Genomic DNA, 24716 nt, shown 5'->3' on the forward strand with positions numbered 1-24716 from the left:
CCCGAAGTTGCCTTAAGGCCCTGATTTCCTTTAGGGCCTACAGATTCCTGTGCCTATAAACGGGGACTATCCCCACCCCTTAACTTGTTGGCTTACTTAAAGCCAAGGACCCATCATGTCTACACTTTGCCTTCCACACGTCATGTTTCCGCAACACAAGATCACCCAGCAACAGATGGTCGATCACCTGGAAAACCTGCACGCCGACCATCCACGCATGGCCCTGGCCAAGCGCATGATCGCCAACACCGAAGTCAACGAGCGCCACCTGGTGTTGCCGATCGACGAACTGGCAGTGCACACCGGTTTCACCCACCGCAGCATCGTCTACGAGCGTGAAGCCCGGCAGATGTCGTCGGCCGCGGCGCGCCAGGCCATCGAGAATGCCGGGCTGCAGATCAGCGACATTCGCATGGTGATCGTCACTTCCTGCACCGGCTTCATGATGCCGTCGCTGACCGCGCACCTGATCAACGACCTGGCCCTGCCGACCTCCACCGTGCAGTTGCCGATCGCCCAGCTGGGCTGCGTGGCCGGTGCCGCGGCCATCAACCGCGCCAACGACTTCGCCCGGCTCGATGCCCGCAACCACGTCCTGATCGTGTCCCTGGAGTTCTCCTCGCTGTGCTATCAGCCGGACGACACCAAGCTGCACGCCTTCATCTCCGCGGCGCTGTTCGGCGATGCGGTATCCGCCTGCGTGCTGCGCGCCGATGACCAGGTCGGCGGCTTCAAGATCAAGAAGACCGAGTCGTACTTCCTGCCCAAGAGCGAGCACTACATCAAGTACGACGTGAAGGACACCGGCTTTCACTTCACCCTCGACAAGGCGGTGATGAACTCCATCAAGGACGTGGCACCGGTCATGGAGCGGCTCAACTACGAGAGCTTCGAACAGAACTGTGCGCACAACGACTTCTTCATCTTCCACACCGGTGGTCGCAAGATCCTCGACGAGCTGGTGATGCACCTGGACCTGGCATCCAACCGGGTCTCGCAATCGCGCAGCAGCCTGTCGGAAGCCGGCAACATTGCCAGCGTGGTGGTGTTCGACGTGCTCAAGCGGCAGTTCGATTCCAACCTCAATCGCGGCGACATCGGCCTGCTGGCAGCCTTCGGCCCGGGGTTCACCGCGGAAATGGCGGTGGGCGAGTGGACCGCCTGATGTGACTGCCTGTGCCTGTCCCACCTGACGTTGCCGGGCTGCATGGCAACGTCGGGTGGCCTCCCACGGCGCTTGCGCCGGGTTCATGGTTTCACAAGGAAGCTGAGCGATGAACACTGGAATGCCAACCACGGCTGCCAACAGCCGTTACGAAAGATCCATGGTGCTGTTGCTGTCACTGAGTTTCGGGCTGGTGGGGCTGGATCGCTTCATCATCCTGCCGCTGTTTCCGGTGATCATGCACGACCTGCAACTGGACTATCAGGACCTGGGCTACCTGTCCGCCGCGCTGGCCTTCACCTGGGGGCTGTCCGCCCTGGGCATGGGCAGCGTGATCGAGCGCCTGGGCACCCGCCGCGTGCTGGTGACCTCGATTGCCGTGCTTTCGCTACTGTCCGGTTTTTCCGCGCTGGCCACCGGCGTGCTGGGGCTGGTGATTCTGCGCGGGCTGATGGGCATCTGCGAGGGTGCCTTCACCCCCACCAGCATCATTGTCACCAATGAAGTCTCGCGCCCCGACCGGCGCGGGCTGAACCTGGGTATCCAGCAGGCGCTGTTCCCGATTCTCGGCCTGTGCCTGGGGCCGCTGATCGCCGCTTACCTCCTGCAAATCACTGGCTCGTGGCGTGCGGTGTTCGCCATCATTTCCCTGCCGGGCCTGCTGCTGGCCGGCTACCTGTGGAAAATCTACCGACCGCTGCCGGCGCCCCAGGCCGACCGCACCGCAGGCACCTGGCTGGCGGCTTTCAAGAGCGGCAACGTGAGCCTGAACATCCTGATCATGTTCTGCATACTCACCTGCCAGTTCGTCCTCTGCGCCATGCTGCCCAGCTACCTGACCGACCATATGCACCTGGAAACCCTGTCCATGGCCTTCGTCATCTCGGCCATCGGCGTGGGCGGCTTCATCGGCCAATTGATCATCCCCGGCATGTCCGACCGTCTCGGGCGCAAGCCGGTGGTGTCGGTGTGCTTCATGACCAGCAGCACCCTGGTGGGCCTGCTGATCGTCAGCCCGCCCCTTCCCTGGCTGCTGTTCCTGCTGCTGTTCCTGCTGTCGTTCTTCAACTTCAGCCTGATCTGCATGACGGTCGGCCCGCTGACCAGCGAATCGGTCACCCCGGCCCTGCTGCCGACGGCGACCGGAATCGTGGTGGGGTTCGGCGAGATCCTGGGTGGCGGGTTGTCACCGGCCGTGGCCGGGTTCGCCGCCAGCCATTTCGGCCTGCCATCGATCCTGTACGTGGCCCTGAGCGGCAGCCTGGCCGGCTTGCTGCTGTCATTCCTGCTCAAGGAACAGGCCCTCGAACCGCGCCGTTCGCGCGTGCGCGAAGCGCTGCCCATCCTCCCCGCCCCCTTGCCCCTGAAGGACTAGAGAATCATGGACGATTACCTGCTGTTGCTGGATGTCTGCCACAAGGACCAGCGCGCCATCGGGCTGTTCGACTTTCACAATGGCCGCAGCGTGCGGGCCTATTCCGAACACGGCAGGCTGTACGAGACCCTGCTGTTCTGCAGCCGTCGCCATCTGGGCTGGAGCGAACACCTGCGCAGCCTCGCGCCCCACCCGCAACTGCCCGCGGACGGCCCCCAGCAAGGCCCGTTGCGCCCACCGCTCAAGCCTCGGGACAACCTGCTGGTGCAGGTCAGCGAAGTCACCCTGAACACTCCGCACACCCGCCAGGGCTGGTTCTACAAGGGCAATGGCAGCCTGCTGAAGACCGACGGCGAGCCGCTGATGATTCCGTACCACGCCCAGAGCATTTCCAGCCAGCCCGGGGTGGTGTGCGTGTACCTGGTGGACCCCTTCGGCCAGTTGCGCTTTGTCGGCTTCAGCCTCGGCCACGACATTCACGACCCGTTGCTGAGCCATCAGGACGCCAGTTCCTGCGCGCAATCGCGGTTGCGCCAGTGCGCCATCGCCCCGGCGCTGATCCTCGGCGAACTGCAGAACAGCCTGTCACTCAATGTCCGGGTCGAACGCCAGGGCACGCCGTTGCCGCAGCGCAGCTATCGCCTCGACCAGCAGAACTGGTGGGCTATTCGCAAATACTCCCAGGCCTTCCTCGAACAGCACGAACAGTTCCTGCAACCGGGCATGGTCCACTATGTGTTCCACAGCGCCAGCCGGCGCGAGAGCGACCTGCAGTTGCAGCACGGTGACTGGCTGGACCTGGACTGCCCGGAGCTGGAACTGGGCCTGAGCAACCAGGTGATCGAGGAAGAGTTGCTGCACCTCTATCCCCTGGAAACCCAACCTGCCCGTGCCAGTAGCCATGGCAGCCAGCCGGCGCGGACGCGCCACCACTACTGAGGCCCGTTCAGCGGTAGTCCGCCAGCGGCACGCAGGCGCAGAACAGGTTGCGGTCGCCATAGACGTTGTCCACCCGGTTCACCGCCGGCCAGTACTTGTGGGCCCGGGTATGGGCGGTGGGCAGCACCGCCTGTTCGATACTGTAGGAGCGCTCCCAGACTCCGGTGATATCCGCCAGGGTATGGGGAGCGCCCTTGAGCGGGTTGTCCTCGGCCGGCCAGTTGCCCTCCTGCACCTGGGCGATCTCGGCGCGGATGCTCAGCATGGCTTCGATAAAACGGTCGAGCTCGGCCTTGGATTCGCTTTCCGTGGGCTCCACCATCAGGGTGCCCGGCACCGGGAAGGACATGGTCGGGGCATGGAAGCCGTAGTCCATCAAGCGCTTGGCCACGTCTTCCTCGCTGATCCCGGTCTGGGCCTTGAGCGGGCGCAGATCGAGGATGCATTCGTGGGCCACCCGGCCGTTGCGGCCGCTGTAGAGCACCGGGAAGGCACCGCTCAATTGCTCGGCCAGATAGTTGGCCGCAAGGATCGCCACCTCGCTGGCATCCGCCAGCTGCGGCCCCATCAGGGCGATGTACATCCAGCTGATGGGCAGGATGCTCGCACTGCCCCAGGGCGCTGCGCTGACGGCGCCGTTCTCCGGTAAAGGCCCGTCGATGGGCACCACCGGGTGGTTGGCGACAAACGGCGCCAGGTGCGCGCGCACGCCAATCGGCCCCATGCCCGGGCCACCGCCGCCATGGGGAATGCAGAAAGTCTTGTGCAGGTTCATGTGCGAGACATCGGCGCCAATGTCCGCCGGCCGGGCCAGGCCTACCTGGGCGTTGAGGTTGGCGCCGTCCATGTACACCTGGCCGCCGTGGCTGTGGATAACTTCGCAGATCTGGCTGATGCCCTCTTCGTACACGCCGTGGGTGGAAGGGTAGGTAGCCATCAGGCACGACAGGCGCTCGCCGGCCGCCTGGGCCTTGGCCTTCAAGTCTTCCAGGTCGACGTTGCCGGCCTCGTCGCACTCGACGATCACCACCTGCATCCCGGCCATCTGCGCCGAGGCCGGGTTGGTGCCGTGGGCCGACGCCGGGATCAGGCAGACATGCCGGCCGCCTTGCCGGCGGCTCTCGTGGTAGCGACGAATCGCCAGCAGCCCGGCGTACTCGCCCTGGGCCCCGGAGTTGGGCTGCATGCAGATGGCGTCGAAACCAGTGATGGCACACAGCCAACGCTCCAGCTCCGCGATCAGCAGGCCATAGCCGGCAGCCTGCTCCCGGGGTGCGAAGGGATGCAGGTTGGCGAACTCCGGCCAGGTGATGGGGATCATCTCGCTGCTGGCATTGAGCTTCATGGTGCAGGAGCCCAGGGGAATCATCGACTGGTTGAGCGCCAGGTCCTTGTTCTCCAGCTGCTTGAGGTAGCGCAACATTTCGGTTTCGCTGTGATGGGCACTGAACACCGGGTGGGTCAGGTAGCGCGTGCGTCGCAGCAGCGGGTCGGGAATCCCCGACTCCAGCGCCTCGGCGTCCAGGCTGCTGACATCCAGCCCGTGGTCGGCACCCAGGAACACGTCGAACAAACGGGCCACGGTGCTTTCGTCACAGGTTTCATCCAGGCTCAGCCCCAGCCGGCCACGGCCGAGAATCCGCAGGTTGATCTGCTGCGCCCTGGCGCTTTCGATGATCGCCGTCTGGCTGCCGCCGACCTCCAGGGTCAGGGTGTCGAAGAAGTGCCGATTGACCCTGGCAATGCCGTGGCGCTCCAGGCCGACCGCGAGGATGCAGGTCAGCCGGTGTACCCGCTGGGCAATGCGCTTGAGCCCGGCCGGGCCGTGATAGACGGCGTAGAAACCAGCGATATTGGCCAGCAGCACCTGGGCGGTGCAGATGTTCGAGTTGGCCTTCTCGCGGCGGATATGCTGCTCGCGAGTCTGCAAGGCCATGCGCAGGGCCACCTGGCCGCGGGCATCCTTGGACACGCCGATGATGCGCCCGGGCATCGCGCGCTTGTACTCGTCGCGGCAGGCGAAAAACGCCGCATGGGGGCCGCCGTAGCCCATGGGCACGCCGAAGCGCTGGGACGAACCGAGCACCACGTCGGCCCCCAGTTCGCCCGGCGGGGTCAGCAACAACAGGCTGAGCAGGTCGGCCGCGACACAGGCCAGGGCCTGCTGGGCGTGCAACTGGTCGATCAGCGGCCGCAGGTCGCGGATCTCGCCATGGGTGTCCGGGTACTGCAGCAACGCGCCGAACACCTGGTGCCCGGACAATTCGTCGACCCCGCCGACCACCAGCTCGAAACCGAAGCCTTCGGCCCGGGTGCGGACCACGGAAATGGTTTGCGGGTGGCAGTGTTCATCGACAAAGAACAGGTTGCTCGAAGACTTGCTCACGCGCTTGGCCAGGGCCATGGCTTCGGCGGCGGCGGTGGCTTCGTCCAGCAACGAGGCGTTGGCCAGGTCCAGGCCGGTGAGGTCGATGGTCATCTGCTGGAAATTCAACAAGGCTTCGAGCCGGCCCTGGGCGATTTCCGGCTGGTAGGGGGTATAGGCGGTGTACCAGCCGGGGTTCTCCAGCACGTTGCGCAGGATCACCGTCGGCGTCAGGGTGGCGTGGTAACCCATGCCGATCAGGCTGGTCCAGACCTGGTTCTGCCCGGCATAACCCTTGAGCCTGGCCAGGGCGGCCGCTTCGTCCAGGGCCGGCGGCAGGTCCAGTGCGCGGTTGAAGCGGATTCCCGGCGGCACCGTCTGCTCGATCAGTTCGGCCCGGCTGCCCAGCCCGAGGCTGGCGAGCATCGCTTGCTGCTCCTCGGCGTCGGGCCCCAGGTGCCGGTTGAGAAAAGCGTTGGGCTCGCGTAACTGGCTCAAAGATAGCAACTGGGACATGACCGGCTCTCTCCGATAAACGGCGCTCAGCGTCGCTGCAACAGGGTGCCAAGCAGCATAGCAGTCGATTTCCCGCGTCGATGCTCTGGCGTCCCGGGGCAATCGGTACCATCATGCTCGACGTCAACGCGCCAGCCCCGGCGCATCGCAACCTGTGCCCCTATCGTCCGCTTATCGGGTGTCCCATCGTCATGAGCCAACTGCCTTTCCTGCCGTTCTCCAAACCCACCATCGATGAACCCACCATCGCCGCTGTCGGCGAAGTCCTGCGTTCGGGCTGGATCACCAGCGGCCCCAAGGTCCAGGCCTTCGAAGCCCAGCTCTCGGAGTTTTTCGGCGGGCGCACGGTACGCACCTTCAACTCCGGCACCTGCACCATGGAGATCGCCTTGCGCATTGCCGGCATCGGTGCCGGTGATGAAGTCATCACCACGCCGATTTCCTGGGTGGCCACCGCCAACGTCATCCTCGAAGTCGGGGCCACGCCGGTGTTCGCCGATATCGACCCGGTCACCCGCAATATCGACCTGGCCCAGGTCGAAGCCGCCATTACCCCACGCACCAAGGCCATTATCCCGGTGTACCTGGCCGGGCTGCCGGTGGACATGAGCCGCCTCTACGCCCTGGCCGACAAGCACGGCCTGCGGGTAGTGGAAGATGCCGCCCAGGCCCTGGGCTCCAGTTGGAACGGCCAGCGCATCGGTGCCGGTGGCGACTTCGTGTCCTTCAGCTTCCAGGCCAACAAGAACGTCACCTCGTCCGAGGGCGGCTGCCTGGTGCTCAACACGCCAGAGGAGGTGCGCCTGGCCGAGAAGTACCGCCTGCAGGGCGTGACCCGCAACGGCTTCGACGGCCTGGATGTGGATGTGCTTGGGGGCAAGTTCAACATGACCGACGTGGCGGCCGCCATCGGCCTGGGGCAGTTCGCCCATATCGAGGCGATCACCGCCCATCGCCGTGAATTGGCCCGGCACTACTTCGAATGCTTTGGCAGCGATTTCGAGGCCCGCTATGGCGCCCAGCTACCGCCGGCGGACTTCACCAACAGCAACTGGCACCTGTTCCAGCTGGTACTGCCAGAGCGCAAGGATGGCAAGCCGGCCCGCGCCACCTTCATGGAGCAGATGCAGGAACGCGGGATTGGCATCGGCTATCACTACCCGCCGATTCACTTGCTGAGCCTGTACCGCGAGCGCGGCTTCAAGGAGGGGATGTTCCCGGTAGCGGAACGGGTCGGTCGGCTGATCGTCTCGTTGCCGATGTTCACCGCCATGAGCAAGGCCGACGTGGAACGCGCGGTGGCGGCGGTGAAAGAGGTGCTGCAGGCTTAAGAGCCTTCGCCAGCAAGCCCGCCCTGCGCAAACGGGGCGGACGCGCCGGCGAGAACGGCTTACTCGCCGATGGCGGCCTTGTAGCCGGCGGCGTCCAGCAGCTTGTCCAGATCGCCCGGGTTGCTTGGCTTGAGCTTGAAGATCCAGGCACCGTACGGATCGCTGTTGAGCAACTCGGGGCTGGCGCTCAGCTCTTCGTTGACCGCAATCACTTCACCGGCCACCGGCGCATAGATGTCGGAAGCGGCTTTCACCGACTCCACCACACCGGCCTGGTCCCCTGCGCCAAACACGTTGCCGACTTCAGTCAGCTCGACGAAAACCACATCGCCCAGGGCTTCCTGAGCGTGGTCGCTAATACCTACGGTCACGCTGCCGTCGGCTTCCAGGCGGGCCCATTCGTGACTGTCGGCAAAACGCAGGTGGGCAGGGATATCGCTCATGTTCTGTGTCCTCAAGAAGAAGTGTCAGCGGCGCAATGCCTGCTGGAAATAGTTAGATCAGGGTTTTGCCGTGGCGCACGAAGGTGGGTTTGACCACCCGGACCGGGTACCACTTGCCGCGGATTTCCACTTCGGCACGGTCGGCGGTGGCCATCGGCACCCGCGCCAGTGCGATCGATTTACTCAGCGTAGGGGAGAAACTACCACTGGTGATCTCACCTTCGCCAACATCGACGATGCGAACCACCTGATGCGCGCGTAAAACCCCGCGTTCTTCGAGCACCAGGCCCACCAGTTTCTGCTTCACCCCGGCCGCCCGTTCGGCTTCCAGGGCACTGCGACCGATGAACTGACGTGACGCCGGTTCCCAGGCAATGCTCCAGGCCATGTTCGCCGCCAGGGGCGAGACATCCTGATGGATGTCCTGGCCATAGAGGTTCATGCCGGCCTCCAGGCGCAGGGTGTCCCGGGCGCCCAGACCGATGGGCGAGATCCCCGCCCCCACCAGGTCGTTGAAGAAGGCCGGGGCCTGGTCGGCAGGGAGGACGATCTCCAGACCGTCCTCGCCGGTGTAGCCGGTCCGGGCAATGAACCAGTCGCCGTCAAAGCCGGCTTCGAATGGCTTGAGCTGCTGGATCAGGGTGCCGCGGGACTGGGTTACCAGCTCGGCAATCTTGTGCCGCGCCTGAGGGCCCTGGATCGCCAGCATCGCCAGCTCCGGGCGCTCGTGCAGCTGCACCTGGAAATCCCCCAGCTGCGCCTGCATCCAGGCCAGGTCCTGATCACGGGTGGCGGCATTGAGCGCCAGGCGATAAGCGTCTTCGAGGCGATAGACGATCATGTCGTCAACGATGCCGCCCCGTTCATTGAGCATGGTGCTGTACAGAGCCTGGCCGGGGTTGTGCAGGCGTTCGACATCATTGGCCAGCAACCGCTGGAGCCAGGCCTTGGCCTGGGTACCGCTGACATCGATCACGGTCATGTGGGATACATCGAACACACCGCAATCACGTCGCACCTGATGGTGCTCCTCGACCTGCGAGCCGTAATGCAAGGGCATATCCCAACCGCCAAAATCGACCATTTTCGCGCCGAGGGCGAGATGCAGGTCATACAGAGGCGTACGCTGTCCCATGGGTTTCTCCTTCCGGGCGTGGCGAGGGTGCGGACTGGCGCTGTTGGTGTGAAAGCCTTGAAATAGATGGCTTTCAGCCGATTTCAGCGTCCCGGCCAAACAACAGGCCGCACCGAATGCCGCGCATTGTAGCTGCAAGGTGCAAGGCTGGCACCTAACCGATTCGATGGGCCGAGCGGCGGATCAGGCCAATCACCGGCAGCAGGCCCACCAGCACCAGGGTCAGTGCCGGCAGCGAGGCCCGGGCCCACTCCCCTTCACTGGTCATCTCGAAGATCCGCACCGCCAGCGTGTCCCAGCCAAACGGGCGCATCAGCAAGGTGGCGGGCATTTCCTTGAGCACATCGACGAACACCAGCAAGGCGGCACTCAAGGTCCCGGGCAGCAACAACGGCAGATACACTTTGAAAAACAGTCGCGGGCCAGCGACCCCCAGGCTGCGCGCCGCTTCGGGGAGCGACGGGCGGATCCGCTCCAGGCTGTTTTCCAGCGGCCCGTAGGCCACGGCGATAAAACGCACCAGATAGGCCAGCAGCAAGGCGGACAGGCTGCCCAGCAGCAGCGGCTTGCCGGCCCCGCCCAACCAGCCGGACAGCGGGATCACCAGCTCGCGATCCAGGTAACTGAAGGCCAGCATGATCGATACCGCCAGTACCGAGCCGGGCAAGGCGTAGCCCAGGTTGGCCAGGCTGACCCCGGCGCGGATGCCCCGGGTCGGCGCCAGGCGTCGGGCAAAGGCCAGGAGCAGAGCCACACTGACAGTGATCAGCGCCGCCATGCCGCCCAGGTACAGGGTGTGGATGATCAAGCCGGCATACCGCTCATCCAGGTCGAAGCGCCCGCGCTGCCAGAACCACGCCAGCAACTGCAGCAGCGGAATCACGAAGGCACAGGCGAATACCAGCAGGCACCAGCCCGTGGCCGCCAACGCCTTGAGCCCGCGCAAGTGGTACAGCGCCTTGCCCCGGGGCCGTTCGTTACCGGTACGGCTGGCGCCACGGGCGCGGCGCTCGCCGTACAGCACCAGCATCACCGCCAGCAGCAGCAGGCTGGCCAGCTGGGCGGCGCTGGAAAGGCTGAAGAAGCCGTACCAGGTCTTGTAGATAGCGGTGGTGAAGGTATCGAAGTTGAACACCGACACCGCACCGAAATCCGCCAGGGTTTCCATCAGCGCCAGGGCCACCCCGGCGCCGATGGCCGGCCGCGCCATGGGCAGCGCCACCCGCCAGAATGCCTGCCAGGGCGATTGCCCGAGGACCCGCGCGGCCTCCATCAACCCCTTGCCCTGGGCCAGGAAGGCGTTGCGCGCCAGCAGGTAGACATAGGGATAGAACACCAGCACCAGCACCAGGATCACCCCACCGGTGGAACGTACCCGCGGCAGTCGCAGGCCGCTGCCGAACCATTCCCGCAGCAGGCTTTGCACCGGCCCGGAAAAATCCAGCAGGCCGACAAAGACGAAAGCCAGCACATAGGCCGGGATCGCAAAGGGCAGCATCAAGGCCCAGTCCAGCCAGCGCCGTCCGGGAAACTCGCAGAGACTGGTGAGCCAGGCCAGGCTCACGCCCAGCAGCGTGACGCCAACGCCCACCCCAAGCACCAGGGTCAGGGTATTGCCCAACAGCCGCGGCATTTGCGTGTCCCACAGGTGGGACCAGATCTGCTGGTCGACGGCCTGCCAGGACAATAGCAGCACGCTCAGCGGCAAAAGGACCAGGGCCGCTACGGCAAAGACCAGGGGATACCAGCGACGTTGAGCGGGATGGGCCACAAAAAACTCTCGGGCAGGTGGAACAGACAAAAATACTTGCGCAAAACGCGTGGGGCCAGGGAGCGGCACCCGCTGGGCGCCATGGCCGCCCCAACGGCTGCAACCACGTTACGCCAGTTGAATCACGTATTCAGGGCTGGCCACCGCTGCGCGGTGGAACGGGAGCCAGCTCCCTCGCCACAAAAGCCCAGCCGCTAAAGAAAACGCCCCGCAAAAGCGGGGCGCAGTATAACGGCAGGCTCAGTTCCAGCCAGCGCGGTCCATCAGGCGAATGGCTTCGGCCTGGCGCTTGCCGGCGATTTCAACCGGCAGGGTGTCGGCTACGAACTTGCCCCAGCTGGCCACTTCCGCGGAAGGCGCTACCGCCGGGTTGGCCGGGAACTCCTGGTTGACGTCGGCAAAGATCTTCTGCGCCTCAGGCGTGGTCATCCATTCCACCAGGGCCTTGGCTGCTTCCGGGTGCGGTGCGTGTTTGGTCAGGCCGATGCCCGACAGGTTGACGTGCACCCCGCGATCGCCCTGGTTCGGCCAGAACAGCTTCACCGCCAGGTTCGGTTTCTGCTTGTGCAGGCGGCCGTAGTAGTAGGTGTTGACGATGCCGACGTCGCATTGCCCCGCGTTGATCGCCTCGAGCACCGCGATGTCGTCGGAGAACACATCGGTAGACAGGTTGTTGACCCAGCCCTTGATGATCTCTTCGGTCTTCTCCGCACCGTGGGTCTCGATCAGCGTGGCGGTCAGCGACTGGTTGTAGACCTTCTTCGCCGTGCGCAGGCACAGGCGGCCTTCCCACTGCTTGTCCGCCAGGGCTTCATAGGTGGTCAGTTCTGAAGGTTTGACCCGGTCGGTGGAGTAGGCCAGGGTCCGCGCCCGCAGGCTCAGGCCGGTCCAGGCGTGGTTGGAGGAGCGATATTGCAGGGGAATGTTGCTGTCGATGACCTTGGAGGTGAACGGCTGCAGGATGCCCATCTGCTCGGCCTGCCAGAGGTTGCCGGCATCCACGGTGAGCAGCAGGTCGGCGGTGGCGTTCTCGCCCTCGGCCTTGATCCGCTGCATCAGCGGCGCTTCCTTGTCGGTGATGAACTTGATCTTCACCCCGGTCTTCTGGGTGTAGGCATCGAACACCGGCTTGATCAGCTCATCGATACGCGAGGAGTAGACCACGACTTCATCGGCGGCGTAGGCGGTGCCACCGATGAGTGTGAGGGCCAGGGCGGTCAGTAGACGCTTCGGTGCCAACATGGGAGCGGTCTCTCGATTTCAAAGTGAGGCGAAATGATAAGGACTCCCATTTGCCATCTCAACCGAACCCGGCGCTGAGGAGTTACCAGATGTTGCGTAGGCTCGTCCTCGCGACGCTTGGCCAGCAAGCCGGCGCCTAGGCTCTGGCCAGTTCCGGCAAGTCGCCGCTCAGGCCCAGGGCCTGGCGCACGAACAGGGCCTTGGCCTCGGGCATCTGGTCGATCACCTTGAGGCCGGTGTTGCGCAGCCAGCGCATGGGCAACGGGTCGGCCTGGAACAGCCGCTCGAAGCCCTCCATGGCCGCCATCAGCGCCAGGTTGTGGGGCATGCGCCGGCGCTCGAAGCGGCTCAGCACCTTGACCTCGGCCAGGCGCTCACCGCGGCTGGCCGCTTGCAGCAGCACTTCGGCCAGCACGGCGGCATCGAGGAAGCCCAGGTTGACCCCCTGCCCCGCCAACGGGTGGATGGTGTGGGCGGCGTCGCCGATCAGCGCCAGGCCTTCGGCCACGTAGCGCTTGGCATGGCGTTGGCGCAACGGCACGCAGAGCCGCGGGTCGGCGCTGATCACCGAACCCAGGCGGCCTTCGAAGGCGCGCTCCAGTTCGGCGCAGAAGCTCTCGTCGTCCAGCGCCATCAGGCGCTCGGCCTCACTCGGGGTGGTCGACCAGACAATCGAACACCAATCATGCTGCCCGTCCCGTACCAGGGGCAGGAAGGCCAGCGGGCCGGTATCGGTGAAGCGCTGCCAGGCGGTCAATTGATGAGGCTGGCTGCTGCGCACGCTGGTGACGATGGCGTGATGCAGGTAATCCCACTCGCGAGTGGTACAACCGGTGAGCCGGCGCACGGCCGAGTTGGCGCCATCGGCAGCGATCACCAGCGGCGCACGCAATTGCCGGCCATCCGCCAGGGTCAGCAGCCAGTCGTCGCCGGAGCGGCGCATCTGCTCCAGACGGGCATTGGCCAGCAGGCCGATATCGCATTCATGCAGGCGTTCGAGCAAGGCGTCCTGAACCACCCGGTTCTCGACGATATGACCCAGCACCTCGGCATGCACGCTGGACGCCGAGAAGTGGATCTGCCCGGTGCCGCTGCCGTCCCAGACCTGCATGTCGCAGTAGGGGCTGCTACGGCGCCGGGCAATGCCGTCCCAGGCGCCCAGGCGCTCCAGGATGCGCTGGCTGGCCGCCGACAAGGCACTGACCCGAGGCTCGAACGGCGCCTGGTCATCGAAGGGTTTGACACTCAGGGAACCGCCATCGAGCAGCAGCACTTCCAGGCCGCTGCCCTGCAACGCCAACGCCAAGGCACTGCCGACCATTCCGGCTCCGACAATCAGCACATCTGCGCGCATTTCCATGCTTTAGGCCTGTCTCACTGGCGGCTTGAGCCGCACATAAAGGGTTTTATCGACCCGCGCCACCAGGGTGCCGGAGCCGTCATGAATCTCTACCTGCCACTGCGGCAGGTACTTCTCGCCCGTTGCGGTCTGCTGGCGAACATCGTCGAGCAGCGCCTGGTCGATACTGAGCCGGGCAAACACCGGCCCTCTGCCCGGGGCGATGAAATCGATGGTCGCGGCCTTGTCCCAGACGATGTAGCCGGGACCCAGGTTCTCCATCAGCATCAGCATGAAGAACGGGTCCACCATGGAATACAGGCTGCCGCCGAACTGGGTGCCGACATAGTTGCGGTTGTACCAGCCCAGGCCCATGCAGACCTGGACGTCACGGAAATCCGCACTGATGTGCCGAACCCGCACGCCAGCCCCGAGGTAGGGCGGGTACAGGTTCAACACCCAGCGCAACAGGCGGGCCTTGCCGAACCGCCGGGTCAGCCAGTCACGCATCCGGGCGAGTGCCCAGGCCCATGGCCTGGCGAGCGAACCAGCGTTTGGCCGGTGGCAGCAGGTCCAGGCCAAGCAGGCCCAGGTTGCGCCCCACGGACAGCAGCGGCAGTTTGCTGCCGAACAGCCGGGTGACCTGATCGGAGAAGCCCACGGTCAGGTTCTGGTCCAGGCGCTGACGTTCGCGGTAGGCCTGCAGCACGGCAAAATCCCCCGGCAGCGCTTCGCTGGCCAACAAGGCGTCCGCCAGGGCCTGGGCATCGCGCAGTGAAAGGTTGAAGCCCTGGCCGGCGATCGGATGCAGGCTGTGGGCCGCATTGCCCAGCACCACCAGGTGCGGGCGCACCTGTTCCTCGGCTTCCACCAGGGACAGCGGGTAGAGATGGCGGGCGCCGACTTGTTTCAGGGTTCCCAGGCGGTAACCGAACACGCCCTGCAATTCACTGAGGAAGCTGCGCTCGTCCAGGTCGGCCAGACGCTGTGCATCCATGCCCTGGCGGGTCCAGATCAGTGCACAGCGATTATCCGGCAGCGGCAGCAAGGCCATTGGGCCATCATCGGTGAAGCGCTCGAAGGCCATGCCGTTGTGGGCTTCGCTGGGGGTGATGTTGGCAATCAGCGCACTCTGGTTATAGGGGCGGTTCTTGACCCCGATGCCCAGTTGTTCGCGCAGGCCGGAGCGGCCGCCGTCGGCCAGCACGGCGAGATCGCATTCCAGGGTGGTTTCGTCGTTCAGGGTCAGGCGATAGCCGCCTGCCAGGGGCTCCAGACGGGTGACTTCGGCCGGGCAGCGCCAGCTGATCACGTCCTTGTCCAGCCCTTGCCACAGGCATTGGCCGAGCCAGGCGTTTTCCACCACATAGCCCAGGGCCGGCACCCCTTCTTCCATGGCCGACAGGCGCGCGGTGGAGAACCGCCCACGGTCGGACACGTGAATCTGCTTGATCGGCTCGGCCCGCCGGGAGATCGCCTGCCACAGCCCCAGGCGCTGGTAGATCTGCCGGGCGCCAAAGGACAGGGCCGAGGAGCGGGCGTCGTAGCTGGGCTGGAAACTGTCGCCCGGGGCGAAGGGCTCGATCAGCACGATCTTCCAGCCCCGGGCCTTGGCCCCGGCCTGCAGCGCCAGGGCCAGGCTCGCGCCTACCAGACCGCCACCGATGATGGCCAGATTGACCCGGCTCATGACGCCTGGGTCCGCGCAGCGGCCATCAAGGCCTCGATCTCGGCCACGCTCTTGGGCACGCCACCTGTCAGAATTTCACAGCCCTGCTTGGTCACTACCACGTCGTCCTCGATGCGCACGCCGATGCCGCGCCACTTCTTCGCTACCTGCTGGTTGTCCGGGGATATGTAGATGCCCGGCTCCACGGTCAGCGCCATGCCAACCTCCAACACCCGCCACTCGCCGCCGACCCGGTACTCGCCGACGTCGTGTACATCCATGCCCAGCCAGTGTCCGGCACGGTGCATGTAGAACGTCTTGTAGGCCTCGCTGGCAATCAGCTGGTCCACATCGCCTTCCAGCAGGCCCAGTTGCACCAGGCCGGCGGTGATCACCTGGACCGTCGCCTCATGAGCCTGGTTCCAGTGCTTGTTCGGGGCGATCTGGGCAAACGCCGCTTCCTGGGAAGCCAGCACCAGTTCGTAGATCGCCTTCTGCTCCGGCGAAAACTTGCCGTTGACCGGCCAGGTGCGGGTGATATCGCTGGCATAGCAGTCGATCTCGCAACCGGCGTCGATCAGCACCAGGTCACCGTCCTTGAGCACGGCGTCATTCTGCTGGTAATGCAGGATGCAGCTGTTGCGGCCCGCCGCGACGATCGAGCCATAGGCCGGCATCTTCGCCCCGCCCTTGCGGAATTCGTAATCCAGCTCGGCTTCCAGGCTGAACTCATGCAACCCGGGACGGCTGGCCTGCATTGCGCGGATATGGGCCTGGGCGGAAATCCGTGCGGCCTCGCGCATCACCTTCACTTCTGCCGCCGATTTATACAGGCGCATGTCGTGCAGCAGATGATCCAGGGCAACGAATTCGTTCGGCGGCTGGGCGCCGAGGTGCGCTTTAGAGCGGATCACATTGATCCAGTCCATCAGGTGACGGTCGAATTCGGGGTTGCTGCCCATGGCCGAGTAAACCCGGTCGCGGCCTTCGATCAGGCCCGGCAGGATGTCGTCGATATCAGTGATGGGAAATGCGTCATCGGCACCGTAGTCGCGAATCGCGCCCTCCTGGCCGGCCCGCAAACCGTCCCAGAGTTCGCGCTCCGGGTTGCGCTCGCGACAGAACAGCACGTACTCGCCGTGCTCCCGGCCGGGGATCAGCACGATCACCGCCTGGGGCTCGGGAAACCCGCTGAGGTACTGGAAATCGCTGTCCTGGCGGTAGACGTGCTCCACATCGCGATTGCGAATGGCCACGGCCGCCGCCGGCAGGATCGCGATGCTGTTGGGCTCCATCTGCGCCATGAGCGCCTTGCGGCGACGGCTGTATTCCGCTTTCGGGATATGAATCATGGGCGGACGCAGTTCCCTGTCAGTCAGTGCAGAGAAGGCTTGGCAGCCGGCGCAACAGTCTTGTTGGTCTCGGTGAATAGCAGCAGAGGCGCAACCCGCAGGTACTCCATCACTTCCATGTAGTCGCTTTCACCGTCATCGGATTCCTCCAGCGCGTCCTGGACCTGAGCAATGGCTGCAAGGTCCTGCAACACTTCCGTGGCCTCGACGCTAAGGGCACTGCTGTCGCGGGAGTTGAGGCCGAAACCGGCGAGGAAGCCCTGGCACCACTGGCCCAGGGCAGCGGCACGCTCGGCCAGGGGGGCGTCGTCGCTGGGCAGCAGCAGGACCACGGTCATGTCATCGCTGGTGAGCTCGCCCTTGACCATCTCCTGCAGGCCGATCAAGGCGCTGCGCACGTTGTCTTGCGGCTCGCCTTCGAGCAGTTCGGCGGCGTCCACCAGCCAGCCGTCGACTTCGAAGCCGGCGCCGGCGCAGCTGCGACCCAGCAACAGGCCGTGCAGCTCGGCAGGAGAAACAGGATGACCGCTGCTGCTGAGCAGGGTGGTGAAGGCGTTGTACGGGGAATTCTGAATGGGCATGGGCAGCTAGGCGCCAAGCGGCGCAATGTCTAGAATGAAGGCCTTGTATCGTAGGGCGTGTCATCATTCATTGCCAGCGCCGCGTTGTGCTTTGCGCCCCGTTACAGTGGCCCGCAGGGCCTCGGGCGACAGACAGATTGCCGACCGGACAACGCCAGATGCGCCACGACTGCTCAGGCCATTGAGGCGCTGCCCAGCCAGTTGCCACTCATCAGACCAACTTCAGTGGGACACAATGGAAGACACCGACCTGCACGCACTGATGGCCAGACTCGAACTGCTTATTACCCGGGTCGAGCAACTAAAGAGTCAAAACGCACTCTTATTAGCTCAGGAAAAGACCTGGCGCGAGGAACGCGCGCACCTCATTGAAAAAAACGAAATCGCCCGGCGTAAGGTCGAATCGATGATTTCGCGCCTCAAGGCCCTGGAGCAAGACTCATGAGTTCAAGCAATAGCGTTACCGTGCAGATCCTCGACAAAGAGTATTCGATCATCTGCCCCCAGGAAGAGCGCAGCAATCTGGTGAGCGCCGCCCGTTACCTGGACGGCAAGATGCGCGAGATCCGCAGCAGCGGCAAAGTCATCGGCGCCGATCGCATCGCGGTCATGGCCGCCCTGAACATCACCCACGACCTGCTGCACCGCCAGGAGCGTCCGGATGTGCAGGCCAGCGCCACCACCCGGGAACAGGTGAGGGATCTGCTGGAGCGTGTTGACCTGGTTCTGGCCACCGATTCGGACACAAGCAAAGCTGATTCCTGACAGCGGTTGCGGTATACTCCCGCCACTCCCTGGGGTGCTTGCCAGTTGGCGATGTCCCTGAGCCGATTCGCACTACCCTGGAAGTTGCACGTTGGGCTGGTGTGCATGTCCGCTAGACGGAAAGCCTTAAAGCCTGCTGCATCTTCCGCCTTGAACTTTCGGGTTCAAGGGCTAAGTCGACAGCGGTTCGCCTGGGGAGCCTGAATTGTCAGCCAATGCCAGTTATCCATGCTGGCATTGGTTTTTCCGGGTAGGCTGTTCTGCCAAATCCGACCTTCTCATAGCCTCTTTCATGACCGAACCTGCGCCGCTTTCCCGCCCGCAACTTCGCCGCATGCTGCGCAAGGCCCGTCGCGCCCTGAGCCCTGCCGAGCAACGCCAGGCAGCCCTTGGCCTGTACCGCCAACTGGCTCAGGACCCGGTGTTTCGTCGGGCACGGCACCTGTCCCTGTATCTGCCCACCGACGGTGAAATCGACCCGCGCCTGCTGCTGCGTGCCGCCCAGCGCCGGGGCAAGGCCACCTACCTGCCGGTGCTCAGCGCCTGGCCCCGGACCAAGATGGTTTTCCAGCGGGTCCTCCCGGGAGAAACGCTGCGGCCCAATCGTTTTCGCATTCTCGAGCCCCGGGTCAATTGCGCGCGGCAACGCAAGGTCTGGGCCCTGGACCTGGTGCTGCTGCCCCTGGTTGGCTTTGATGAAGAAGGTGGACGCCTGGGGATGGGTGGCGGCTTTTATGACCGCAGCCTGGCCTACCTTGCGCGGCGCCAGAACTGGCGCAAGCCGAAGCTGCTGGGGCTGGCCCATGAATGTCAGAAAGTCGGAAAGCTGGACCAGGCCAGTTGGGATGTACCCTTGCACGGTACGGTGACGGATCGGGGATGGTACTTCGCTCGATAGGTGCCGCGTTCGATCAGCGGCACCCGAGCGGGTTCAGCGCTTGAAAGGCTGCGGCTGCTGTTGTGCGATTTCGATGGGAGCATCGGTCTTGCTGGCCCATAAGCTCTGCGCATAACCGGTGGTCACAACGCCCAAACCGAACAAAATAACCAAAATCCATAGTAAATCCGGTTGGCGTTTCATCGATTGCCCCCCCTCAGGCAAATCACACACGCTCCAGGCATGGTTTCCATAACAGGCCATGCAGCAGCGTCAAGCTTAAAATCCCGGCATTCTGCGATAACGTGAACCGACACGCAAATGCTGACGTCAACCGACCGTCGGTTTGTCATAAAATTGCCCGACAACCTGCCCAATCACCCTTTGGAGGGTAAGAAAAATGGCCTATTGGCTGATGAAATCCGAGCCCGACGAACTCTCGATCCAGGGTTTGCAGCAACTCGGCCAAGCCCGTTGGGACGGGGTGCGCAATTACCAGGCGCGCAACTTCCTGCGCGCCATGGCGGTAGGCGACGAGTTCTTCTTCTACCACTCCAGCTGCCCGGAACCGGGTATCGCCGGCATCGGCCGGATCATCAAGGCCGCCTACCCGGACCCCACCGCCCTGGAGCCGGACAGCGTCTACTTCGACCCCAAATCCAGTGCCGAAAAGAATGCCTGGAGCGCCATTGACGTGGCCCATGTGGAAACCTTCAACAAGGTGCTGCGCCTGGACTACCTCAAGCAGCAGGCAGCGCTCGCCGAAATGCCTCTGGTGCACAAAGGCAGCCGCCTGTCGGTCATGCCGGTCACCGCCGAACAATGGGCTGCCGTACTCGCCCTGCGCTGACCACCCCGCCCCCTGGCGCCGGGAGTCGGATCTGTCCACGGCGCCAGCCCGAACGTTTTTTTGCCCCGATCATCATGCAGCCTGCAAACAATAGGTTTAGGCTTGGCCCTTTCATTTGACGGGCATCAAGCCGTAGAAAGCCTTGAGCCGTCAGACTTGGACGCTATTGCCGCAGGACGCAGAACACATGTCGACGAACCACCGTTCCTCCCGCCTTTTTGCTGTTTCCCTGTTGATTCTGTTACTCGCCGCCGGTGCTTTCGGCTACTGGAAATCCCTCCAGGATCGCCTGCCCGAAGGCCTGAGCATGGGCAACGGCCGGCTCGAAGCCACCGAAGTGCAGATCGCCAGCAAGATTCCCGGGCGCCTGGCGGAAGTGCGGGTCAACGAAGGCGACAAGGTGCTTCAAGGCCAGTTGCTGGCACGCATGGACACCCGCACCCTGGAAGCCCAGCGCAATCAGGCCGAGGCCGAAGTGCTGCGCGCCCGAGAGAACCTGTCCGCGGCCGAAGCCAATGTGCAGTTGCGCCAGAGCGAACTGCTGCTGGCCAATCAGGAACTCAGGCGCTCTCAGGAGCTGTTCAAGCGCGGCTTCGCCAGCCAGCAGATCATCGACCAGCAGCAGGCCCGCCTGAACACCGGCAACGCAGCAGTCCTGGCGGCCCAGGCCCAGGTCGCAGCGGTGAAGGCCGCCATCGGCGCCGCCCAGGCCCAGGTTGCCCAGCTCACCAGCGAAATCGACGACAGCAGCCTGCGGGCGCCCATCGACGGCATCATCCAACTGCGCCTGGCCGAACCCGGCGAAGTGCTGGGCGCCGGCGGCCGTGTGCTGCTGCTGATCGACCCCAATGACCAGTACATGAACCTCTACCTGCCGGCTTCGGTCACCGGCCGCCTGACCGTTGGCGACGAGTCGCGGATCCTCCTCGACGCCCTGCCCAGCCAGCCCCTGCCGGCGAAGATCAGCTTCGTCGCGGCCAAGTCCCAATTCACCCCCAAAGAGGTGGAAACCCGGGACGAGCGCCAGAAGCTGGTGTTCCGGGTCAAGGTGCGCCTGACTCAACCCGCCGCCGTGCCCCAGGCCAAACCGGGCATGCCCGGCGCCGGTTATGTGCGCACCGCTCCCGTGGACTGGCCGGCCAACCTGCAATGAGCGCCCTGGCGCTGCAAGCGAACGGCATCAGCCATCGCTACGGTTCACAGCAGGCCCTGAGCGACATCAGCTTCAACCTGCCAGCGGGCACCCGCTGCGGCTTGATCGGCCCGGACGGCGCCGGCAAGTCGAGCCTTCTGGGGCTGATCGCCGGGGTCAAGAAACTTCAGCAGGGCGAGCTCGACGTGCTCGGCGGACCGATCTCGCAACGGCGCCACCGCAGCAGCCTCTATCCGCGCATCGCCTTCATGCCCCAGGGCCTGGGGGGCAACCTGTATCCCGAGCTGTCCATCAGCGAGAACATCCGCTTCTTCGCCACCCTGTTCGGCCTGCCCAAGGATGAATGCGAACAGCGCATGCACAGCCTGTTGCTGGCCACCGACCTGCTGCGCTTCGCCGAACGCCCGGCGGGCAAGCTGTCCGGCGGGATGAAACAGAAGCTTGGCCTGTGCTGTGCGCTGATCCACGAACCGGACCTGCTGATCCTCGACGAGCCCACCACCGGGGTCGACCCCCTGTCGCGCCGGCGTTTCTGGGAATTGGTCGAAGACGTACGCCGGCAACGCCCGCAACTGACCCTGCTGGTGGCAACCGCCTACATGGAGGAGGCCGAACAGTTCGAGCACTGCCTGATGCTCGACCAGGGCAAGTTGATCGCCCAGGGCCTGAGCCAGGAGCTGGCGCAGATCACCGCCAGCGGCAAGCTGGACGACGCCTTCACCCATTTCCAGGGCGACAGCGGTCATGACAACCAGCCCCTGGTGATTCCGCCGCGTTCCGGCGACAACCAGGACATCGCCATCGAGGCCCATGAGCTGACCCTGCGCTTCGGCGACTTCACCGCGGTCAACAAGGTCAGCTTCGCCATCGGCCGCGGGGAGATCTTCGGTTTCCTCGGTTCCAACGGCTGCGGCAAGACCACCACCATGAAGGTCCTCACCGGGCTGATGCCCGCCAGCGAGGGCAGCGCCAAGCTGTTGGGCAACCCGGTGGACGCCAAGGACCTGGCCACCCGCAAGCGGGTCGGTTTCATGTCCCAGAGCTTTTCCCTGTATGGCGAGCTCAGCGTGCGCCAGAACCTGGAACTGCACGCCCGCCTGTTCGACCTGCCGAAAGCCGAAAGCGGCCCGCGCATCGAGGAACTGATCCAGCGCTTCGACCTCGGGGCGATTGCCGAACAACAGTCCGGCGCCTTGCCTCTGGGCCTGCGCCAGCGCCTGTCGCTGGCAGTGGCAGTGCTGCACCGCCCGGAAGTGCTGATCCTCGACGAGCCCACTTCCGGGGTCGACCCGGCGGCCCGAGACGACTTCTGGCGCCTGCTGATCGAGCTGTCCCGGGAACAGGGAGTGACCATCTTCCTGTCCACGCACTTCATGAACGAGGCCCAGCGCTGCGACCGCATTTCGCTGATGCACGCCGGCAAGGTACTGGCCTGCGACACCCCGGCGGCGCTGCAGCAACAGTTTGCCGGCGACACCCTGGAGGCCGCCTTCGTCCGCTGCCTGGAAGAGGCCCAGGGCACGCCGGACACACCTGCGCCATCACCGGAGGCGGCTACCCCCACCGCTGCCGGCACCCTAGCCGCCCCGCGTTCGGGCCTGAGCCTGGCGCGCCTGCTGGCGGTGGCCAGCCGCGAGGGCAAGGAACTGCTGCGGGACAAAGTGCGCCTGGGCTTCGCCCTGCTGGGGGCGATCTTCATGATGGTGATCTTCGGCTATGGCATTTCCCTGGACGTGGAGAAACTGGCCTTCGCCGTCTACGACCAGGATCAGACGCCACAGAGCCGTGCCTACCTGGAAGCCTTCCGCAGCTCACGCTACTTCGAGGAGAAACCGACCATCCGCAGCTCCGCCGAACTGCATCGGCGCCTGCAACGCTCGGAGATCAAGCTGGCCCTGGAGATTCCTCCCGGCTTTGGCCGTGACCTCTATGCCGGACGCCAGCCCGCGGTGGCGGCCTGGCTGGATGGCGGCATGCCGTTTCGTGCGGAAACCAGCCGCAACTATGTCGAGGCCGTGCACCAGGCCAACCTCGAGCTGCTGGCGGAACAAAGCAGCCCGGCCCTCAGCACCAGGCCGGCGGCCAAGCTGGAAACGCGCTTTCGCTATAACCAGGACGTGGTCAGCGTGAATGCCATCGGCCCCGGGGTCATGGCGCTGATCCTGGCGTTCATTCCGGCGATGCTCACGGCCCTGGGCATCGTCCGCGAAAAGGAGCTGGGCTCGATCACCAACTTCTACGCCACGCCCCTGACCCGCCTGGAGTTCCTCCTTGGCAAACAGGCGCCCTACCTGGCCGTCAGCCTGATCAACCTGGCCCTGCTGGTGGCCATGAACCGCTGGCTGTTCGGCGTGCCCTTCAAGGGCAGCGGCCTGACCCTGGCCCTGGGCGGCGTGCTCTATGTGCTGGCCACCACCAGCATGGGGCTGCTGATCTCGGCGTTCACCCGCACTCAGATCGCAGCGATTCTGGGCACCATGATCATCACCAGCCTGCCCACCATCCAGTTTTCCGGGCTGATCGTGCCGCGCTCGTCCCTGGAAGGCTCGGCGGCGGTCATGGGCCAGCTGTTTCCCGCCGGTTACTTCCTCGACATCGCCGTCGGCACCTTCACCAAGGCCCTGGACCTGCGCGAACTCTGGCCCCAGTGCCTGGCCCTGGTGGGCTTTTTCCTTGGTTTCACCGGGCTCAGCCTGGTCATGCTGAAAAAGCAGGAGGTCTGATGAATCGTCTCGCCCATATCCTGCGCCTGGGCTTGAAGGAGCTCACCAGCCTGCGCCACGACAGCGTGCTGCTGCTGTTCTTGATGTATGCTTTCACCGTGGCCATCTACCTGCCCGCCGCCGGCTCGGTGATCGGCGTGCACAACGCCAGCGTGGCCCTGGTGGACGAAGATCACAGCGCCCTCTCCCGGCAACTGGCCGAAGCGCTGCAACCCCCCGAGTTCCAGGTCCCGGTGCCGCTGCCCTATGACCAGCTGGACTCGGTGATGGACAGCGGCCAGTACACCTTTGTGATCAATGTCCCGGCCAACTTCCAGAGCGACTTGCTGGCCGGGCGCCAGCCTGCGGTACAGGTCAACGTCGATGCCACCGCCATGAGCCAGGCCTTCATGGGCGCCGGCTACATCGGCCGGATCTTCCAGCGCGAGCTGCTCACCTACGCCAACCAGGCGGACGCCACCAGCAAGGCCCCGGCACTGCTGACCACCCGCGCCCTGTTCAATACCAACCTGGAGGGCGGCTGGTTCCTGGCGGTGATCCAGATCGTCAACAACATCACCATCCTGGCCATCGTGCTCACCGGCACCGCGCTGCTGCGCGAACGCGAGCACGGCACTCTCGATCACCTGCTGGTGCTGCCGCTGACAGCGCTGGAGATCATGCTGGCCAAGGTCTGGAGCAACATGCTGGTGGTGGTGCTGTGCACCTGGGTATCGCTGGAGGTGATAGTCAAGGGTGTGCTGGGGGTGCCGCTGGCGGGGTCCATGGCGCTGTTCCTGATGGTTACTGCGCTCTATCTGTTCGCCAGTACCGCCCTGGGGATCTTCCTCGCCACCCTGGCCCGCTCGACCCCGCAGTTCGGCCTGCTGGCGATTCCGGTGATCATCCCGATGCTGCTGCTGTCCGGCGGCAGTACGCCGCTGGACAGCATGCCGCAGTGGCTGCAGTGGGTGATGCAGGGTTCGCCGTCGACGCACTTCGTCAGCCTCAGCGCGGCGATCCTGTTCCGCGATGCGGGAGTCAGTGTGGTCTGGCCCGACCTGCTGGCCCTGGCGACCATCGGCCTGGTGTTCTTCGCCATCGCCCTGGCGCGCTTTCGCAAGAGCCTGGCTTCATGACCCACAC

Annotated in this window: 22 protein-coding genes and 1 other RNA gene; 12 read left to right on the plus strand and 11 right to left on the minus strand. The window is 64.6% G+C overall.

The features are described from left to right. The first annotated feature begins 115 nt into the window (after positions 1–115). The 3 genes from AC1RGE_RS23155 to AC1RGE_RS23165 all read left to right on the plus strand — a co-directional run bounded on the left by AC1RGE_RS23155 (position 116) and on the right by AC1RGE_RS23165 (position 3479). Complete coding sequence (locus tag AC1RGE_RS23155) at positions 116–1165, plus strand: type III polyketide synthase (RefSeq protein WP_346624695.1); 1050 nt, start codon at positions 116–118, stop codon at positions 1163–1165. 109 nt (positions 1166–1274) lie between these two features. After that, positions 1275–2540: an MFS transporter gene (locus AC1RGE_RS23160; RefSeq protein ID WP_011064131.1), complete on the plus strand. Its 1266-nt coding sequence runs from the start codon at positions 1275–1277 to the stop codon at positions 2538–2540. A 6-nt stretch (positions 2541–2546) separates the two neighbouring features. Further along, positions 2547–3479, plus strand: a complete 933-nt coding sequence (locus AC1RGE_RS23165; RefSeq protein ID WP_492585092.1) for a fumarylacetoacetate hydrolase — start codon at positions 2547–2549, stop codon at positions 3477–3479. Between the two features lie 7 nt (positions 3480–3486). Here the strand turns inward: AC1RGE_RS23165 and gcvP are convergent, their stop codons facing one another. Then, the gene (gcvP, locus tag AC1RGE_RS23170) at positions 3487–6360 is read right to left on the minus strand and encodes an aminomethyl-transferring glycine dehydrogenase (protein WP_053154443.1); all 2874 of its coding nucleotides are present in this window, start codon (positions 6358–6360) and stop codon (positions 3487–3489) included. Positions 6361–6551: 191 nt separating this feature from the next. Here gcvP and AC1RGE_RS23175 point away from each other — a divergent pair, with 191 nt between their 5' ends. Next, a complete protein-coding gene (locus AC1RGE_RS23175) occupies positions 6552–7691 on the plus strand; it encodes a DegT/DnrJ/EryC1/StrS family aminotransferase (RefSeq protein WP_492585094.1) in 1140 nt (379 codons plus the stop codon). Positions 7692–7750: 59 nt separating this feature from the next. Here AC1RGE_RS23175 and gcvH read toward each other — a convergent pair whose 3' ends face one another. The 9 genes from gcvH to AC1RGE_RS23220 form a co-directional block, all read right to left on the minus strand. Next, a complete protein-coding gene (gene gcvH / locus AC1RGE_RS23180; protein WP_011064135.1) occupies positions 7751–8134 on the minus strand; it encodes a glycine cleavage system protein GcvH in 384 nt (127 codons plus the stop codon). A gap of 52 nt (positions 8135–8186) precedes the next feature. Continuing rightward, positions 8187–9269: a glycine cleavage system aminomethyltransferase GcvT gene (gene gcvT / locus AC1RGE_RS23185; RefSeq protein ID WP_492585096.1), complete on the minus strand. Its 1083-nt coding sequence runs from the start codon at positions 9267–9269 to the stop codon at positions 8187–8189. Between the two features lie 154 nt (positions 9270–9423). Then, a complete protein-coding gene (locus tag AC1RGE_RS23190) occupies positions 9424–11040 on the minus strand; it encodes an ABC transporter permease (protein ID WP_019095408.1) in 1617 nt (538 codons plus the stop codon). A 240-nt stretch (positions 11041–11280) separates the two neighbouring features. Next, positions 11281–12282 carry an extracellular solute-binding protein gene (locus AC1RGE_RS23195; RefSeq protein ID WP_011064138.1) on the minus strand — a complete coding sequence of 334 codons (1002 nt, stop codon included), beginning with the start codon at positions 12280–12282 and terminating at the stop codon, positions 11281–11283. Between the two features lie 136 nt (positions 12283–12418). Further along, positions 12419–13636, minus strand: coding sequence for a 2-octaprenyl-3-methyl-6-methoxy-1,4-benzoquinol hydroxylase (locus tag AC1RGE_RS23200; protein ID WP_019095409.1), 1218 nt, complete (start codon positions 13634–13636; stop codon positions 12419–12421). A 9-nt stretch (positions 13637–13645) separates the two neighbouring features. Continuing rightward, positions 13646–14131: a DUF4442 domain-containing protein gene (locus AC1RGE_RS23205; protein ID WP_047289868.1), complete on the minus strand. Its 486-nt coding sequence runs from the start codon at positions 14129–14131 to the stop codon at positions 13646–13648. After that, positions 14124–15311: a 2-octaprenyl-6-methoxyphenyl hydroxylase gene (gene ubiH / locus AC1RGE_RS23210; protein WP_011064141.1), complete on the minus strand. Its 1188-nt coding sequence runs from the start codon at positions 15309–15311 to the stop codon at positions 14124–14126. Before ubiH ends, AC1RGE_RS23205 begins: the two co-directional genes overlap by 8 nt. Beyond that, complete coding sequence (gene pepP / locus AC1RGE_RS23215; protein ID WP_015637430.1) at positions 15308–16642, minus strand: Xaa-Pro aminopeptidase; 1335 nt, start codon at positions 16640–16642, stop codon at positions 15308–15310. Before pepP ends, ubiH begins: the two co-directional genes overlap by 4 nt. Before the next feature lie 23 nt (positions 16643–16665). Then, complete coding sequence (locus AC1RGE_RS23220; protein ID WP_492585098.1) at positions 16666–17223, minus strand: YecA/YgfB family protein; 558 nt, start codon at positions 17221–17223, stop codon at positions 16666–16668. Positions 17224–17458: 235 nt separating this feature from the next. Here AC1RGE_RS23220 and AC1RGE_RS23225 point away from each other — a divergent pair, with 235 nt between their 5' ends. The 4 genes from AC1RGE_RS23225 (at position 17459) to AC1RGE_RS23240 (ending at position 18886) form a co-directional block, all read left to right on the plus strand. Continuing rightward, on the plus strand, positions 17459–17668 hold the full coding sequence (locus AC1RGE_RS23225; protein WP_011064144.1) for a TIGR02449 family protein: 210 nt from the start codon (positions 17459–17461) through the stop codon (positions 17666–17668). After that, positions 17665–17988: a cell division protein ZapA gene (locus AC1RGE_RS23230; RefSeq protein ID WP_011064145.1), complete on the plus strand. Its 324-nt coding sequence runs from the start codon at positions 17665–17667 to the stop codon at positions 17986–17988. The genes AC1RGE_RS23225 and AC1RGE_RS23230 overlap by 4 nt, the downstream gene beginning before the upstream one ends. 23 nt (positions 17989–18011) lie before the next feature. Continuing rightward, positions 18012–18190, plus strand: a non-coding RNA gene (gene ssrS, locus AC1RGE_RS23235) — 6S RNA. A 90-nt stretch (positions 18191–18280) separates the two neighbouring features. Then, positions 18281–18886, plus strand: coding sequence for a 5-formyltetrahydrofolate cyclo-ligase (locus tag AC1RGE_RS23240; RefSeq protein WP_011064146.1), 606 nt, complete (start codon positions 18281–18283; stop codon positions 18884–18886). A gap of 33 nt (positions 18887–18919) precedes the next feature. Here the strand turns inward: AC1RGE_RS23240 and AC1RGE_RS23245 are convergent, their stop codons facing one another. Next, a complete protein-coding gene (locus tag AC1RGE_RS23245) occupies positions 18920–19069 on the minus strand; it encodes a hypothetical protein (RefSeq protein ID WP_015637431.1) in 150 nt (49 codons plus the stop codon). Between the two features lie 196 nt (positions 19070–19265). Between AC1RGE_RS23245 and AC1RGE_RS23250 the strand changes: the two genes are divergently transcribed. From AC1RGE_RS23250 to AC1RGE_RS23265, 4 genes are all read left to right on the plus strand, one after another. Beyond that, a complete protein-coding gene (locus AC1RGE_RS23250) occupies positions 19266–19715 on the plus strand; it encodes an EVE domain-containing protein (protein WP_011064147.1) in 450 nt (149 codons plus the stop codon). Between the two features lie 187 nt (positions 19716–19902). Beyond that, positions 19903–20868: an HlyD family secretion protein gene (locus AC1RGE_RS23255; RefSeq protein ID WP_492585100.1), complete on the plus strand. Its 966-nt coding sequence runs from the start codon at positions 19903–19905 to the stop codon at positions 20866–20868. Further along, entirely contained in the window at positions 20865–23591 is a 2727-nt protein-coding gene (gene rbbA / locus AC1RGE_RS23260; RefSeq protein WP_041120353.1) for a ribosome-associated ATPase/putative transporter RbbA, read from the plus strand. Before AC1RGE_RS23255 ends, rbbA begins: the two co-directional genes overlap by 4 nt. Further along, complete coding sequence (locus tag AC1RGE_RS23265; protein ID WP_011064150.1) at positions 23591–24709, plus strand: ABC transporter permease; 1119 nt, start codon at positions 23591–23593, stop codon at positions 24707–24709. Before rbbA ends, AC1RGE_RS23265 begins: the two co-directional genes overlap by 1 nt. Positions 24710–24716 lie beyond the last annotated feature (7 nt).

This window comes from Pseudomonas sp. GW823-FHT02C05 (assembly GCF_058797595.1).